Consider the following 14,252-nt stretch of genomic DNA (forward strand, 5'->3'; position numbering starts at 1 on the left):
CAAGCCATGGCCGAAACCCTCACAAAAAAACACCGCGCCTTCGCGTTCGAAAAGCGCCGCCGAGAACTCTCCGGCGAAGCGCGTCTGGTATATTATCTGCAAGAAGCTTACGTCCACGCGATCGACGCGTAACAACCACAACCCATTGAAAGGAGACAACAAACTATGTCACACGCTCAATACAAGGACTGCATAGAAGCCTGCAACGCCTGCGCCGACGCCTGCGATCACTGCTCCACCGCTTGCCTCGCAGAGGACGACGTTAAGATGATGGCAGATTGCATCAAGATCGATATCGATTGCGCTGCAATGTGCCGTCTTGCCGCTGCGGCCATGGCGAGAGGCTCCTCGTTCGTCGACGAGTTCTGCCGACTCTGTTCCGACCTTTGCGAAAAATGCGCGGAAGAATGCAGCAAGCACGAAGCGCAGCATTGCAAGGACTGCGCGGAAGCCTGCCGCAAGTGCGTCGATGCCTGCCGCCAAATGGCATAAACGAACCCCCTTGGCTGCCCGGCGTCTATACCCGGGCGGCAACCTATCTAAGAGATGCGAACGTCATTAGCGCGAGATCGATGGACAAAATCCAAAACCGTTGTGAAACCGCATGACGATCTAAACGGCTCGTGGAAATGGGACGCGAACCCCACCGTCCTCTCCGCAACCGAGACTTCAGCTGCATGTCCTGCTCTACTTAACTGAGCTTTAACGGCGCAATGGAAACCTTGGCTTATCTAGTCGGCATCTCGCTGGTCGCGTTAGCGCTTTTCGACGTGTATCGCACTGTGCTTGCCAACGGCACCGGGCGCGGCCCCATCGAATCGAAACTGAGCCACTGGACTTGGCTGTCACTTCGCTCGCTCGGGCGAGAACTCGGAAAACAATCCGCCACCGCTACGATGTGCGGCCCGCTAATCGTGGCGTTATTGCTAGCGGCTTGGTCCGCGACCCTGATGCTTGGCTTCGCTTTCGTGTACTGGCCACAGCTCGGCGTCGGCATTCAATCGAGCAGCCATGCTTCGCTCGAGTCCTTCGCCTTCGCGTTTTACTACAGTGGATACACCTTAACCACGCTTGGCTTGGGCGACCTTTATCCGGCAAGCTCGTTGCTGCGCACCCTGACAGTCGCTCAATCGTGGTTGGGATTCACCATGCTGACGCTTTCGATTTCCTACGTTCTCTCCGTATACCAAGCTATCCGTCAGCAGGAAGGCACCGCCCTAAAACCGCATGCCTTGTCGAAGGGAACAGGAAAGGCTAGACAAGCCTTCCAATGCCTCCGCGATTCGAGCGATCCTGCAAGCGTCTTCCGCGAGATGCATGCGGACTTCGTCACGATGCATACCTCCCATCACCTGTATCCAGTCATCCACTACTTTCATCGCGAGCGCGAGAAATACTCTACGACGCGAATATTCTACCTAGCGCTCGAAGTGACGTCCCTGAAACTCGCCCAAACAGAGACTTCGGGCCGCGCCGAGGCCGAGCAGTGCTGGGTTACCTTGGAGGACTCCGTACGGGAATTCGCGATGATGATCACCGGCGAGCAGAGCTCCGGCGCACCGCAATCCGAGCCGAGCCGCGAGAACATAACTCCTGAAGAATTCTCGGACGCGCGAGATTTCGATTTAGAAACTTACCTAGAAAAACGGGGACGATGGGAACCCCAGCTACGCGAAATTTGCCGCTATCTCGACGAGGAATGGCCGGAGGAATGACGAAGGATTCGACAGGCCCGTCCGTTGCGGTCTTCGGTGGCGGAATCGCGGGACTGACCTGCGCCCACGAGTTGGCGAAACGAGGCTACGCCGTTTCGGTCTACGAAGCCAACTCCGAGTCCGGGGGCTTCTTTCGCAGCTCGCGGGACGAAAAGGGAATGCCGACGGAATACTCGTGGCACGGGCTCGGGCCGTGGTACCACAACGCGTTCGACCTGCTGCGCGATATCCCATGGGACCAAGATCGAAGCGTCTACGACCACGCCCTCTCCCGACCCATCGATTTCGGCATCTTTCCGGAGAAAAGCCACAGCCGCTTCTACTCCGGGTTGCTCAGCATTCCCCATATGGTCGGATTTAGTAAACGTGACGCCATCCGCTGGCTGTGGCTAATGCTGAAAACCTGGACGGCAAACGAAAGGACCGAGCAGCGCTATTCTCGATTGAACGCCGCGGAACAATGGAAACCCAAGCTTTCCAGAACCGCCCACCTTTGGTGGCGGTCCTGCTTTGGCCCTTGGATCGGCTCCGACTGGAAGAACGCTTCGCTCCATCACGCCGGACAATTTTTCCGTAAGCAACTCGTTACGCAGCCCACTTACCAGCACCCAGCCGACGAGGACGGCCAAGCTTGGTCGCACGGACAGCGAGATGGCTGGCTCCTGTTCCGCGGTCCTAGCAGCGAGTATTGGTTCGCCCCTTGGGAGCGCCACCTCGAAAGCCTCGGCGTTCGCCTCTTCCTCGACGCACGGCTGGAAGAACTGTCCTTAACCGACGGCAAAATCGAACGAGCGACGCTCGCGTCCGGCGAAGGAATCGAAGCTGACTACTTCGTTTTGGCGATCAATCCCTTCGCCGCTGCCGATGTGATCCAGCGCTCCCCTGAATTGGCAAAGCTGGAACAGCTGAGGCTCTTCAAGCCCTTGACCGCGGACGGACCCCACGTCCAGGTATCCTTTCGCCTCGCGTTCGCCGAGCCTGTGCGACTCCCTAGAGAACGGATGGCGGCGGTAGTGGCCGATTCCGAATTCAACCTCACCGTCTTCGCTCAGGAACAGGCGTGGCATAAAGACGTGTCCTTGGGAAAGGGAGTCCAGTCCCTGTGGACAGGCACAAGCTGCGTGTCGTCCCAACCTGGGCGGCTGTTCGGTTTATCCGTAGAACGCTGTTCACGGAAAGAATTCGAGGAGGAAGTCAAATCCCAGCTTTTCAGCTGCGAATCGCTCAACCAGCTGGTACGGGAGGCCAACCACGGGCGCGACCTGAAGGACTTCGAACTGCTCGAGTTCGAAGTGTGGCACGAATGGGACTTTTCCGGCGAAACGATTCGCAGCCCCCAGCCCAAATGGGTGACCACCACGAACACCCAACCCTACTTGCCCGAGCAACGGACACCCCTACCCAACCTGTTTCTTGCCGGCGCGCACACGCGGACGGAAGCCGACGTGTGGAGCATTGAAGGAGCCGTTGAAAGCGGTCGGCGGGCAGCAAGGGGCATCGATCCCATGGTCCCGTTGAAGCGACAATATAGACCGATTTGGATGAAAGCTCTCGGTAAGGTAGACGATCTATGCTTTCGCTGTAGACTACCGCACCTTTTAGATTGCGGCCGCGTAGTACTCGCTGCCAGCGCCGCGGGCGCCGCGCTTTGGTTCGCCCTGCGCTAAGCCGTTCCTGATTTTGGCGAGGCACCAAGGTGCGATCGATGGTGACGCTTTCGCTAACGCTCGCCCACGAACTGGCTTACCCCTGTCGAGCGATTCCTTCCCTATTCGGACGTACCCTCAAATTTTGGCACAGGACGGGCTTCCGCTTCCGCTGCGCTGGCAGCAATACCATTCTCTGCGATGTCCGCGATCAGCCATTCCATCTCTTTGATTTCGCGGCGCTGCGCCTTTATAATCTCGTCTGCCAGCTCCCTAACGCGCGGATCTTCGATTCCCGCCCGCTCGCTCGTAAGTATGGCTATCGAATGGTGGGGGATCATGCCTTCCATGTAGTCGGAATCGTCAACGGTCGCTTGGCTGCGCACGAGCCATAGGCTAATCAAAAACAAAGCCACTCCCCCTAAATAGATAGCGATATTAGCTTTCTTGTTTCGGTACATACCAAGCATGAAACTCAACATCACTACGATCATTCCCGCTCCCATAATGAGGGCCATGAATAGCCTCGTTTCACTAAACCACGCATGGTCGAGCAATTGATAGGAATGCAGGTACATTAAGAAAAACATCACCACGATCGAGGTTGCGATCATAGCGAAAAACTTTCCGTAATTTCCGTGGGAATCATGGTCGTTACTATGCTTCATAGCGCCTGTCCGTGCAGGCTACGCGCCAGCGCTTCTATAGCGCTACGCGCATAGCTAACAACATATCGTTTTGCACGTAATCCGCCTATAGCAGGTTGCGCAAGGCACCGCATCAATGAACGAAGGGCCGGTTGGAGCCTGATCGTACCGATATTAATCCACCTTGAAGGCTCGTAAACGCAACGCGTTGGAAACGACCGATACAGAGCTCAAAGCCATTGCAGCCCCCGCGATCATGGGACTAAGCAAAACCCCAAATATTGGATACAAAATACCGGCCGCGACTGGCACCCCGACCGCGTTGTAGACAAAAGCGAAGAACAGGTTCTGGCGGATGTTTCGCATGACGGCGCGGCTGAGCCGCAACCCACCTACGATCCCACGCAGATCGCCTTTGACCAAGGTCAACCCCGCGCTTTCGATCGCAACATCCGTTCCGGTACCCATGGCGATCCCTACATCGGCAGCAGCAAGAGCCGGCGCGTCGTTGATACCGTCCCCAGCCATGGCCACGCGATGTCCCTTCGATTGCAGTTCCTTTACGATGCGCTGCTTGTCCTCAGGCGACACTTCAGCGTGAACGGTGTCAATGCCCAGCTCCGCGGCGACCGCCTTGGCCGTCCTTACATTGTCACCGGTACACATGACGACCGAGATCCCCAACTTCCGGAGCGATTCAATGGCTTCCTTCGACGACTTCTTAATCGGATCCGCAATGGCAAGCAAGCCGAGCAAACGATCGTCTCTAGCGACCCAAACCACCGTGTTGGCCCTCGACTCCAAGTCTTGCGCCTGGCTCCCCAGCGAACGGGGAATTCCAATGCCTTCGGCTTCGATAAACGCCCTCTTGCCCACTCGAACCAGTCCCCCCTCCACGCGAGCTTGCACACCGCCGCCCGTAACGCTTTCGAAGTCGTCGACTTTCGAAAGAGCCAGGCTCTTCGACCTAGCCTTTTCTACCACGGAGCGGGCCAGCGGGTGTTCCGACTGGGATTCCACAGCAGCAGCTAAACGCAGCAACTCGTCCTCCAAAACGTCACCCTGGGCCAACACTTTTACTACGGTAGGCTTTCCTTCAGTAAGCGTTCCAGTCTTGTCGGTGATCAAATGCGTGAGCTTCTCAGCACGCTCGATAGCTTCCGCGTTCTTAACGAGTATGCCGTTCTGGGCGCCCTTGCCCACTCCCACCATGATCGACATCGGAGTCGCCAAACCAAGAGCGCACGGGCAAGCGATTATCAGAACTGAAACCGCCACAACAATTGCATAAGCCATCGCAGGAGCCGGCCCCCAGAGCCCCCAGATCCCGAACGCGAGAAGGGCCACTAAAACAACCGTCGGGACGAAATATCCAGCCACCGAATCCGCCAGCTTTTGAATCGGCGCGCGGCTACGTTGGGCATCCGCGACCATGCCGACGATTCGCGAGAGCATGGTTTCTTCGCCGACTGCCTCGGCCTCCATCACGAAACTGCCTGTCTGGTTAACGGTCGCTCCGATCACCTTGTCGCCAACCGCTTTCTCGACCGGCACCGGCTCGCCCGTGATCATCGATTCATCGATGGTACTTTTTCCCTCCAAAATCGAACCGTCCAGCGGGATCTTCTCGCCAGGTCGCACGCGGAGGCGATCCCCTTTTTGGATACGGTCGATTTCCACTTCCTCCTCCTCGCCGTTTTCCTTCAGACGGTGAGCGGTCTTGGCTGCGAGATCGAGCAGACTTTGAATCGCCTGCCCCGTCTGCCGCCGCGCTCTCGCCTCCAGCCATTGACCGAACAAGATCAACACCGTGATCACCGCGCCCGCCTCGAAATAGAGAGCGACTTCGCCATGCATGCGAAAAGAATCCGGAAAAAAGTCCGGAGTAAGCACAGCTGCAACGCTGTAGACGTACGCGGCCCCCACACCTAGCATGATCAAAGTAAACATGTTGAGACTGCGATTAAGCAACGAACGCCATCCACGGGCGAAAAACATCCCACCTGCCCACAGAATAACCGGCGTGGCAAAGGCGAGCTCTAACCACCCTTGTATCCGCGGTGTCATGACACTCTCAAAAGAGAGCCCCGGAATCATACTGTCAAAAGCAAGCAAGAGAACGGGAAACGTCAGAATCGCAGCCCATAGCGTCTTGCGTTTCAGGTCGCGCATCTCGTTGTCGTCCTCCTCATCGTCGCCCGGGATCCCCATCGGCTCCAGATCCATGCCGCACTTCGGGCATTCGCCTGGATGGTCCTGCTGCACTTCCGGGTGCATCGGGCAAGTCCAATTCGTTTTCTTTGGGGCTTTGTACGCTGGATTCCGCTCCAAGCTCATGCCGCATTTGGGACAATCCCCTGGCTTGTCGGATTCCACGCCCGCGCACATCGGACAATAGTATTTGGCGGTCGCCGATGGCTTCACATCTTCGCCATGGGAATTCCCGTGGTGGCAACAACTGCCCTTCTCGTTGGCGCCGCGAAAAGCTCCGTGCTCAGGCTCGGATGCAGGCTTTTCGTGATCGCAGGATTCGCTTTCTTTTTCCTTAGCTTGATCGCCGGAGGACTGAGAGTGGTGGCAGTGGTGTTCGTGTTTCATCGCCCTATTATAATAGATCCTGGCCTCGATTTTCTTACATTGTGATGGCGTATTCTTACGAAATTCCGCCGCGAATCCTAAATGGTGTCGATGGACCGTCGGGCGACAGGCTTCGTACTCTTGAACTCACGAGGAGACATACCTGTCTCCCTCTTGAACTGCGCCGAAAAATGGGCCGCGCTGCTGAAGTCCAGCATTTCCGCTATCTCTGTAACATTTTGCTCATCGTAAGAGAGCAGCTCCTTGGCCCGCTCTACCCGCTGAAGCATAAAATAGCGCTCGATCGTCATCGCTTCCACAGACGAGAAAACCTTGCTCAAATAACTGTAGTCTTGCCTTAGGGAGTTCGCCAGAAAGACGGATAACTTTTCGGGAGTGGACATATCCGAGTAATGAATACGTTCCAAGATCAGCGACTTGATCTTGTTGATCAGACGCCTCTCCTTGGAAACTAAAATCTCGAACCCATTCGCTTCCAATTTCTCGGCGAGCAAGCTCAGCTCGTCCTGCGTCAGTCGCTGTCCCAACCAGGCTTCGCCCAAGGTCACGGACTCTACTTTGAATCCAAGCTGCAAAACGATCGACTCCACCGTCGCGATGCAACGCGGACAAACCATGTGCTTTATCGCGACGCGCTCACTTTCCTCGTTCATTGAAAACTATTCCTCAAAATGCGGAAGCAAGGTCCGCGAGTCCGGCTCTCAAGGCTTTACGGGCTCGATAGATCCTCATTTCCACAGTCTTACGATTCGTATTCAAAACCTCAGCGCAATCATCGTAGCTATGCTCTTCGAGAACGCAAAAAATGAATGGAAACTTTAACTTGTGCGGAAGCGAAGCGATGGCTGCATCGATAGCCGAGAGAGCTTCCTTGGAAACGGCAGCCTGCTCCGGAGTTCGCTCGGGAGACTCCACCGCTTCGATCAGCTCTTGGTTCTCCGCTCCCGGTATCCGTGCGCTAAGCGAAATGTCGTTGCCACGCTTCTTCGACCGCCGAAGGAAATCGCGACAGAGGTTACCCGCGATCGAAAAGATCCAAGTCGCAACCTTCGCTCGCGGCCGAAACCGCCCCGCATGCTGGAAAACGCGCACGAAGGTCTCTTCGGTCAGTTCCAGGGCATCCGCCTCGTTCGAAACGAAGCGATAACAGAAACGAAAGACCGGTTCGCGATGTCGCTCCATCAACGCAACAAGCCCTTGCTCGTCGCCCGACTGGACACGTTCGATCTCCAACAAGTCCGCATCCACCGCTCCATGCCCATCGCTCATTCCGGCTCGCTCAGGGCCTCGACCGCCAGCTTCCTCAGCTTCTCCTTCTTCTCAGGCGGTAAGACGCTCATCATATCATAGTAATGGCGGATCGACAGTTCCTGCAGCGCCGCGTGCACGCCATGCAGCTCGTGGATCGCAGCGTTCACCTCGGGAGAGAACCTGTCCTGCGACACGAGCAGCTCGCGCAGCTTGGCGATCTGCCCGTTAAAATCCGCCAACAACTTCGCGCGATCGCGACGATAATCGGGCTCGAACCCATCCACCAAAGCGATCTCTTCCGGATTCAACGCCAGCTCTTGGTGCAACCAATGGTGGCCATGTTCCTCGTCATGTTCCCAAGAGTTGCCGCCCTTGACCATGAGGCCGGTCACGACATACGAAACGCCCACGCAAACAGCGACCAGCACTACTGCCCAAACCGCTAAGGTTCCCAACCGTTTCGTCCTAATTCGATCCGCTTCCATACACTTATTTATCCAAATGGAGAATGTGCGCCTCTTCGAAAACGTCGAAACCTAGGGCATCCGTCGCCAAGCCTTTTCGATCCGAGCTGCTCGCAAGCGCAGATGTCGCCAAAACGCTCGCCGTAGAACTGATAACCAAAACCGCGATCATGGTCGCAGCGGCGAAGCGCGTCTGCTCGAAAAGTCCCAGCAACCAGTCCAGTCCGAAAGCCTCTCCGCCTTCGGAGCGGACCCCGCCTCGCAAGCGCCTTAGAACGTTCCGCTCCAAATCAGGAGGACATCCAGGCAATTCACGTTCCTTGGCCAAACCGACCAATCTATCAAAATCCCTATCCTTCATAGCACTCTAAACGTATCCAGAAACGAAAACCCTCAAACAAAACAGAAAAAGCGCCCGCTGCAACCGAGGGGAGCCCCTTCATAGCCTCTGATGAAACGACAGAGAGGCTTCTAGACAACCCTCCCCGAAGCAAACAACTTGTACCCCTAATCGAACCAGAATACGCCGCGCTACCCTTTACAAGCGATGGAAACGAGGGCAGCCTATCTCTAGGCTATTGCGAAAGGCAGAGCCCGCTCTGATTTCCAGCATCCCAGATGGAAGCAACCGAAAAGCATACCCCCCCTCGCTATTCCAGCTTGGAAACACCCCTCGTCAGCGGCTCCTTGTTTTCCACCATGCACTGGCTGCATTGGCTTATCATTCTGCTGTCCCTCGTCCTTACCCTCACCGCCTGGAAAATCACCTCCAACCAGATCGCCGAAAAAGCCGCCAGCAGCTACCAGCGCGAAACCACGAAGATCATCGACCTCGTCCTCGAGCGCATGCAGCGCTACGAAGACGCCCTCTGGGCCAGCGCCGCCTACATCAATTCGATCGGAGGCGACATCTCCTTCGAGGAATGGAAAGTCTACGCCGAAGCGATCGGAATCGAAAAAAAGTACCCCGGCATCAACGGCATCGGCATCATCCACTACCTCGCCTCCGAAGACTTGCAGAGCTACCTAGCCGAACAACGGAAAACCCGTTCCAAGTATGCGGTGCACCCTCCGCACGATAAGACAGAGTACTGGCCCATCAGCTATATCATCCCCCTCGCCGGAAACGAAAAAGCGGTCGGGCTCGACATGGCCCACGAAAGCAACCGCCACAGCGCCGCCCGACTGGCCCGCGACAGCGGTTCCGCCCAAATAACCGGCCCCATCGAGCTGGTCCAAGACGAGCAGCACACCCCTGGCTTCCTCTTCTTCGCCCCCTTCTACGGCAGCCACCAAATCCCCCAGGACACGCAGGAGCGACGCGAACGCTTCGTCGGCCTCGTCTACGCGCCTTTCGTCGTGCGAAATCTAGTCGACGGCGTGCTTTCCCGCGACTTCAGGAACGTCACCTTCTCCATCCACGATGCGGAAGAGGAGATCTTCAACGAAAATGCCATCGGCGAAAGCGAGTACGACCCCAACCCGCTCTTCCAGTCCAGCGCCAGCATCGAGCTGTACGGCAGGACCTGGACCTTCCAATTCCGCAGCAGCAAGGAATTCAAGAGCGACACCTCCAGCGGCCAACCCACTACCATCCTCATCGGAGGCATCACCGTAGACGTCCTGCTCCTCGTCCTCTTCCTGCTGATTTCGAGAAACAGCCGCCGCAACGCCCTGCAGGCCCGCAAGCTCCTCCAGGCCCAGCAAAAGATAGAACAGGCCAACGAGGAGCTCACCCATTTCAACTACCGCACCTCCCACGACCTCGTCGCTCCGCTCAAAACCATCCGCGGCTACGTCGACCTCGCCCAATACGAGCTGAAGGACCAAAACACCGCCGGCATCTCCGACTGCCTCTCCCGCATCGAAAAGCAGGCCCAGCGCCTCGAAAAGCTGGTAGAAGACCTGCTCGACCTCTGTCGCATCGACAACCAAAACGTCGCTGCCGATATCGTCGATCCTAACGAAATCTTCGACTTCGTCAGCTCCACCCTGCAAAGCCTCTGGCAGGAAAAGGACGTCACCGTCTCCCTCGAAAACAAGCTAGGCTCCCCCTTCCGCTCCCAGCCCGTACGCATCCGGCAAATCCTAGAGAACCTCGTCTCCAACGGCATCAAGTATTCCGACCCCGAAAAGCTCACGCGCTGGGTAAAAGTCACCTTCGTCCGCGTAAACAAGGACTGGATACGCATCGAAGTCGCGGACAACGGCATCGGCATTCCCGGCGAGGACCGAGAGAAGATATTCGAAATGTTCTTCCGGGCCGGCAACAATTCCGAGTTCGGCAGCGGCCTTGGCAACTACCTCGTGAAGAAGCACGTCGCCGCCCTGCATGGCAAGATCGACTACCGCTCGTCCGACGAAGGCACCTGCTTCACGGTCGATATCCCCGCCGGCAGTCGCGAGTAGTCGGGCCGCCTAGCAAGCGACCCTCGCAGTCTCCCCTACGGTACTAGAATCACGACCGAGGCGAATATCGCGACGAACACCAAAAGGATCAGGGCCAAGCCCGAACCGAGCGGAGCTCGTTCCACGTCCGGATCGAACCGATCGCGCGAGCCTTTTTGCAAGCCGAACCATGCCCGAGGATTTCCAAAGTTGGACGCCAGGAACGATGCGATCCCGTCCCGAGCCTTCGCTCCCGCTCCGAAGAACGCGTTGACCGGCTTGACCACCATAGCCTGAGCGACGGGAGCGCCGCGACGGTAGAACCAGTCCGTGTCCAAGGCGAGGTAAGGTTCGCCCGCTAGCTTTGCCCGCAACACCCAGAATCCGATAAAGGTGAAGGTGAGGATCTGCGTCGCTTCCACCAAGTGGTAAGCGGTGTACGGGTGGTACTCCGCATCGAACGGAAGCAACACGTATAGAGCATGCGGATACACGCCGAAGAAAGTACAGCCAAACGCGACCAGCCCCATCGCCACGTACATGTTACGCGGAATCGGCTTGGTTTCCAGCTTCTGGTCCTTCCCCCAAAACGTAAAGACAGGAATCTTCAGCCCAGTGTGCAAGAAGGTACCGACCGAGGCCAGGAGCAGGCCGAGCATGATCGCATAGTGGTGAGCCTCGCCCGCAGCGGACACGATCATCGACTTGCTGATGAAGCCGTTGAACAACGGAAAGCCGGAGATCGAAAACGCGCCGATCATGAACAGCCAAACCACTCCCCGCATCTTCGGAGCCAAGCCGCCTAGGTCGCTCAGCTTGCTCACGCCCGTTGCCTGGATCACCGCGCCCGCTCCCATGAAGAGCAAGGCTTTGTAGAGAATGTGGCTAAAGGCGTGCGCCGCCGTGCCATTCATCGAAAGTGCCGTGCCGATGCCCACGCCAGTCACCATGTAGCCCACCTGGCTGATGATGTGATAGGCAAGGATCTGGCGTATGTCATTGGCCAATACAGCGTAGACCACCCCGTACAGAGCCATGAAAAGTCCCATGTAGATCAACAGGTCCCAGCCGGGGAAGAGAACGAGCAGCACGTAAACCGCCGACTTGGTGGTCAAGGCGCTCATGAAGATCGCGCCCGTGATCGTCGCCTTCGGATACGCATCGGGCAACCAAGGATGCAGCGGAGGCAAGGCTACGTTCAAAGCGACGCCGATCAGCACCAGCCATGCCGCAGCCCCCATATCTGGAGTCAGGGCCTGCAGGGTCAAAGTACCCGTCTGCCCGTAGAAAAGGATGATACCGCCGAAGAGGAAGGAACCGCCTGCCACGTGCACCAGCAGGTAGCGAACCCCGGCGCGTACCGACCGCGCTTCGCGCCTCGCGAAAACGAGCCAGGCCGACGCGACCGCCATCAATTCCCAGAAAAGCAGCAAGGTCAGGAAATCGCCCGCCAAGGTCACGCCCAAGGCGCCGGCCGCGTACGAAAGGGCAGCAACTTGCTGGCCCCGGTCATCTACATGCCAGGCGTACACTCCGGCCACTGCCGAGATGAGCAGGAAGATCACCGCGAACACGAAATTCACCTTGGTCACGGAATACAGGGTCAGCTCGAAGCCTGCTAGGCTCGCATGGGCCGACGCCCCTACCCCCATCGTCCAAAGCTGCCAAAGGCCAACCAAAGGCATCGCCACGCAAAGCGCCGCCCGCAGTCCCTTGCCCGGAAGTACCACAGCCAAAGCGGCCGCCGCTAAAAGCCAAAACGCTGGCGCAAGCTCAAACATCGTCATCTCCCTTGTAGTAATCTTCCTTCTTCTGCAGCCAAACTTTGCCCAGGAACTTCGAAACCACGATGATCAAGACGCAGCCCACGAATCCAAACATGCAATAGAACAGCGGGATCGCGTCCCAGGCATGAGGGTGCGGGTGCGGAGGCCCGAAGTACTGCAGCGCTAGCGAGGCCAGCGTCACTATTCCCAAAAGTATCCAGTGTATCGTCTTCATGGCGCCAATCCGATTTCCTTAGCGTTCAATGCCTGCGGCAACTCGCCCATCACCGACTCCACGACCCGTCCCGCAATCTCGAAGAAGGGCAGCGGAAAGTCCGGAAAAATGCCAAACACCAAAGCGAGCGTCGCGGTGATGCAAAGCGGCACCACCATCCAAGGCGTAGCCTCCCCCTTCGGGAAGTGGGCATCCGGGGCCGGTGGCCGGAAAAAGCCGCGAATCACGATCGGAAAGAAGTATCCCGCGTTGAGCAGACCGCTAAGCAAGAAGACTCCCAGAGCGAGGCTGTGCCCGGAATCCAAACTGCCCATGCTCAGCCACCACTTGCTCAAAAAGCCATAGACAGGGGGAATTCCCGCGAGACCCAAGGCACCGATTCCGAAAGCAGCAAACGTCCACGGCATCCTCCGCCCCAAACCGTCGAGCTGGGAAATCTCCGTCTTGTGCGAATGCACGATGATAGCGCCCGCGCAGAAGAAGAGCGTGATCTTCATGACCGCATGAGCAGAAAGGTGCATCAAGCTACCCGTCAGCGCGGCTGGCGAAGCCAAGGCGGCGCCCATCACGATATAGGACAGGTGTCCAACAGTTGAATACGCGAGCCGCTTCTTGAGATTGTCCTGCCGCAGGGCGATGAGCGAGGCGAGCAGGATCGTCGCCCCTGCGAACAAGGCCAATATCACGTCGAGGCCATGCTCCTTCATCATCTCCGGGCCAAAAACGAAACCGGTCACGCGCAGCACCCCGAAGGCGCCGGACTTGACGACCGCGACCGCGTGCAACAAGGCGCTCACCGGAGTAGGCGCCACCATCGCCGCCGGCAACCAGCTGTGCAGCGGCATCACGCCGGCCTTTACGCCCACGCCGACCATGAAAAGCAGGAAGAGCAACTTGAGCTCTCCGTCTCCAAACGCTCCTTCCGGAATAAAGCCTCCCGCTACGAAACTGACTTCGCCGACGCGCAAGTTAACCCAGACTGCGGCCGCCAAGAAGAGGAGACCCGCGGTCAACGCGTAGCCGAGGTACATGCGACCGGAACGCAGGGCGTCCGGCGATTCCTTGTGCACCACCAAGGGATAGGTCGCCAAAGTGAGCAGCTCGTAGAATACGAGAAAGGTGATCAGGTTGTCGGAGAAAGCGATGCCGAGAGTCGCCGACAAGCTAAGGGCGAAACTGCAAAAGAAGCGGGTCTGCTTCTTCTCGTGGTGCCCGCGCATGTAGCCCAAGGCATAGGCGGTCGTCACGATCCATAGACCCGACGCCACCAGGGCGAAGAGCACGCCCAGCGGATCCGCCACCAAGCTCAAGCCGATGCCAGGAGCGATTTCGAGCAAGGTGATCCCCACCGATTCCCCGCGCAGAGCCCCCGGGACCAGCGAGAGCACGAGGGCAAACTTGATTCCGGCCGCCAGGAAACTCCACGATTCGCGGAGGTTCGGCATACGGGAACTGAATAGGATCGCCGGTATCGCCGCCATGGATACGAGGACGGCAAAAAGCGGGACCATTGAGGTTTGGTAAAGTGCGTCAGTCGTCATG

The 14,252-nt window shown here is 57.6% G+C and carries 14 protein-coding genes; 5 read left to right on the forward strand and 9 right to left on the reverse strand.

What is annotated here, in order from left to right; translation table 11 throughout:
• Positions 1-6: 6 nt before the first annotated feature.
• The 4 genes from QEH57_RS07625 (at position 7) to QEH57_RS07640 (ending at position 3,382) form a co-directional block, all read left to right on the forward strand.
• Positions 7-132 (forward strand): hypothetical protein, encoded by a 126-nt coding sequence (locus QEH57_RS07625; RefSeq protein WP_309006114.1) that lies wholly within the window; start codon positions 7-9, stop codon positions 130-132.
• 33 nt (positions 133-165) lie between these two features.
• Positions 166-492: a four-helix bundle copper-binding protein gene (locus QEH57_RS07630; RefSeq protein WP_309006115.1), complete on the forward strand. Its 327-nt coding sequence runs from the start codon at positions 166-168 to the stop codon at positions 490-492.
• A gap of 230 nt (positions 493-722) precedes the next feature.
• The gene (locus tag QEH57_RS07635) at positions 723-1,715 is read left to right on the forward strand and encodes a potassium channel family protein (protein ID WP_309006116.1); all 993 of its coding nucleotides are present in this window, start codon (positions 723-725) and stop codon (positions 1,713-1,715) included.
• A complete protein-coding gene (locus QEH57_RS07640) occupies positions 1,712-3,382 on the forward strand; it encodes an FAD-dependent oxidoreductase (RefSeq protein ID WP_309006117.1) in 1,671 nt (556 codons plus the stop codon). The genes QEH57_RS07635 and QEH57_RS07640 overlap by 4 nt, the downstream gene beginning before the upstream one ends.
• A 101-nt stretch (positions 3,383-3,483) precedes the next feature.
• On the opposite strand, the gene QEH57_RS07645 is transcribed toward QEH57_RS07640, so the two are convergent.
• The 6 genes from QEH57_RS07645 to QEH57_RS07670 all read right to left on the reverse strand — a co-directional run bounded on the left by QEH57_RS07645 (position 3,484) and on the right by QEH57_RS07670 (position 8,682).
• Complete coding sequence (locus QEH57_RS07645; protein WP_309006118.1) at positions 3,484-3,975, reverse strand: DUF305 domain-containing protein; 492 nt, start codon at positions 3,973-3,975, stop codon at positions 3,484-3,486.
• A gap of 207 nt (positions 3,976-4,182) precedes the next feature.
• Positions 4,183-6,606: a copper-translocating P-type ATPase gene (locus QEH57_RS07650; RefSeq protein WP_309006119.1), complete on the reverse strand. Its 2,424-nt coding sequence runs from the start codon at positions 6,604-6,606 to the stop codon at positions 4,183-4,185.
• A gap of 77 nt (positions 6,607-6,683) precedes the next feature.
• Positions 6,684-7,259, reverse strand: coding sequence for an AraC family transcriptional regulator (locus QEH57_RS07655; RefSeq protein WP_309006120.1), 576 nt, complete (start codon positions 7,257-7,259; stop codon positions 6,684-6,686).
• Positions 7,260-7,272: 13 nt separating this feature from the next.
• Positions 7,273-7,875 (reverse strand): sigma-70 family RNA polymerase sigma factor, encoded by a 603-nt coding sequence (locus QEH57_RS07660; RefSeq protein ID WP_309006121.1) that lies wholly within the window; start codon positions 7,873-7,875, stop codon positions 7,273-7,275.
• A complete protein-coding gene (locus tag QEH57_RS07665) occupies positions 7,872-8,342 on the reverse strand; it encodes a periplasmic heavy metal sensor (RefSeq protein WP_309006122.1) in 471 nt (156 codons plus the stop codon). Before QEH57_RS07665 ends, QEH57_RS07660 begins: the two co-directional genes overlap by 4 nt.
• Before the next feature lie 4 nt (positions 8,343-8,346).
• Positions 8,347-8,682, reverse strand: coding sequence for a hypothetical protein (locus QEH57_RS07670; RefSeq protein ID WP_309006123.1), 336 nt, complete (start codon positions 8,680-8,682; stop codon positions 8,347-8,349).
• 299 nt (positions 8,683-8,981) lie between these two features.
• Between QEH57_RS07670 and QEH57_RS07675 the strand changes: the two genes are divergently transcribed.
• Entirely contained in the window at positions 8,982-10,730 is a 1,749-nt protein-coding gene (locus QEH57_RS07675) for a CHASE domain-containing protein (protein WP_309006124.1), read from the forward strand.
• Between the two features lie 35 nt (positions 10,731-10,765).
• On the opposite strand, the gene QEH57_RS07680 is transcribed toward QEH57_RS07675, so the two are convergent.
• Genes QEH57_RS07680 through QEH57_RS07690 form a run of 3 tightly spaced genes read right to left on the reverse strand, consistent with a single transcriptional unit; the run spans position 10,766 to position 14,251 of the window.
• Entirely contained in the window at positions 10,766-12,490 is a 1,725-nt protein-coding gene (locus QEH57_RS07680) for a Na(+)/H(+) antiporter subunit D (RefSeq protein ID WP_309006125.1), read from the reverse strand.
• The gene (locus QEH57_RS07685) at positions 12,483-12,710 is read right to left on the reverse strand and encodes a hypothetical protein (protein WP_309006126.1); all 228 of its coding nucleotides are present in this window, start codon (positions 12,708-12,710) and stop codon (positions 12,483-12,485) included. Before QEH57_RS07685 ends, QEH57_RS07680 begins: the two co-directional genes overlap by 8 nt.
• On the reverse strand, positions 12,707-14,251 hold the full coding sequence (locus QEH57_RS07690; RefSeq protein ID WP_309006127.1) for a monovalent cation/H+ antiporter subunit D family protein: 1,545 nt from the start codon (positions 14,249-14,251) through the stop codon (positions 12,707-12,709). The genes QEH57_RS07685 and QEH57_RS07690 overlap by 4 nt, the downstream gene beginning before the upstream one ends.
• Position 14,252 lies beyond the last annotated feature (1 nt).

The sequence above is a fragment of the Pelagicoccus sp. SDUM812005 genome (assembly GCF_031127875.1).
In the GTDB taxonomy this organism is placed as follows: Bacteria; Verrucomicrobiota; Verrucomicrobiia; order Opitutales; family Opitutaceae; genus Pelagicoccus.

Bases quoted from the DNA above. Each gene is read 5' to 3' on its own strand.
- QEH57_RS07625 (WP_309006114.1), top strand. From the start codon at position 7: ATGGCCGAAACCCTCACAAAAAAACACCGCGCCTTCGCGTTCGAAAAG.
- QEH57_RS07630 (WP_309006115.1), top strand. From the start codon at position 166: ATGTCACACGCTCAATACAAGGACTGCATAGAAGCCTGCAACGCCTGC.
- QEH57_RS07640 (WP_309006117.1), top strand. From the start codon at position 1,712: ATGACGAAGGATTCGACAGGCCCGTCCGTTGCGGTCTTCGGTGGCGGA.
- QEH57_RS07645 (WP_309006118.1), bottom strand. From the start codon at position 3,975: ATGATCGCAACCTCGATCGTGGTGATGTTTTTCTTAATGTACCTGCAT.
- QEH57_RS07650 (WP_309006119.1), bottom strand. From the start codon at position 6,606: ATGAAACACGAACACCACTGCCACCACTCTCAGTCCTCCGGCGATCAA.
- QEH57_RS07655 (WP_309006120.1), bottom strand. From the start codon at position 7,259: ATGAACGAGGAAAGTGAGCGCGTCGCGATAAAGCACATGGTTTGTCCG.
- QEH57_RS07660 (WP_309006121.1), bottom strand. From the start codon at position 7,875: ATGAGCGATGGGCATGGAGCGGTGGATGCGGACTTGTTGGAGATCGAA.
- QEH57_RS07665 (WP_309006122.1), bottom strand. From the start codon at position 8,342: ATGGAAGCGGATCGAATTAGGACGAAACGGTTGGGAACCTTAGCGGTT.
- QEH57_RS07670 (WP_309006123.1), bottom strand. From the start codon at position 8,682: ATGAAGGATAGGGATTTTGATAGATTGGTCGGTTTGGCCAAGGAACGT.
- QEH57_RS07680 (WP_309006125.1), bottom strand. From the start codon at position 12,490: ATGTTTGAGCTTGCGCCAGCGTTTTGGCTTTTAGCGGCGGCCGCTTTG.
- QEH57_RS07685 (WP_309006126.1), bottom strand. From the start codon at position 12,710: ATGAAGACGATACACTGGATACTTTTGGGAATAGTGACGCTGGCCTCG.
- QEH57_RS07690 (WP_309006127.1), bottom strand. From the start codon at position 14,251: ATGACGACTGACGCACTTTACCAAACCTCAATGGTCCCGCTTTTTGCC.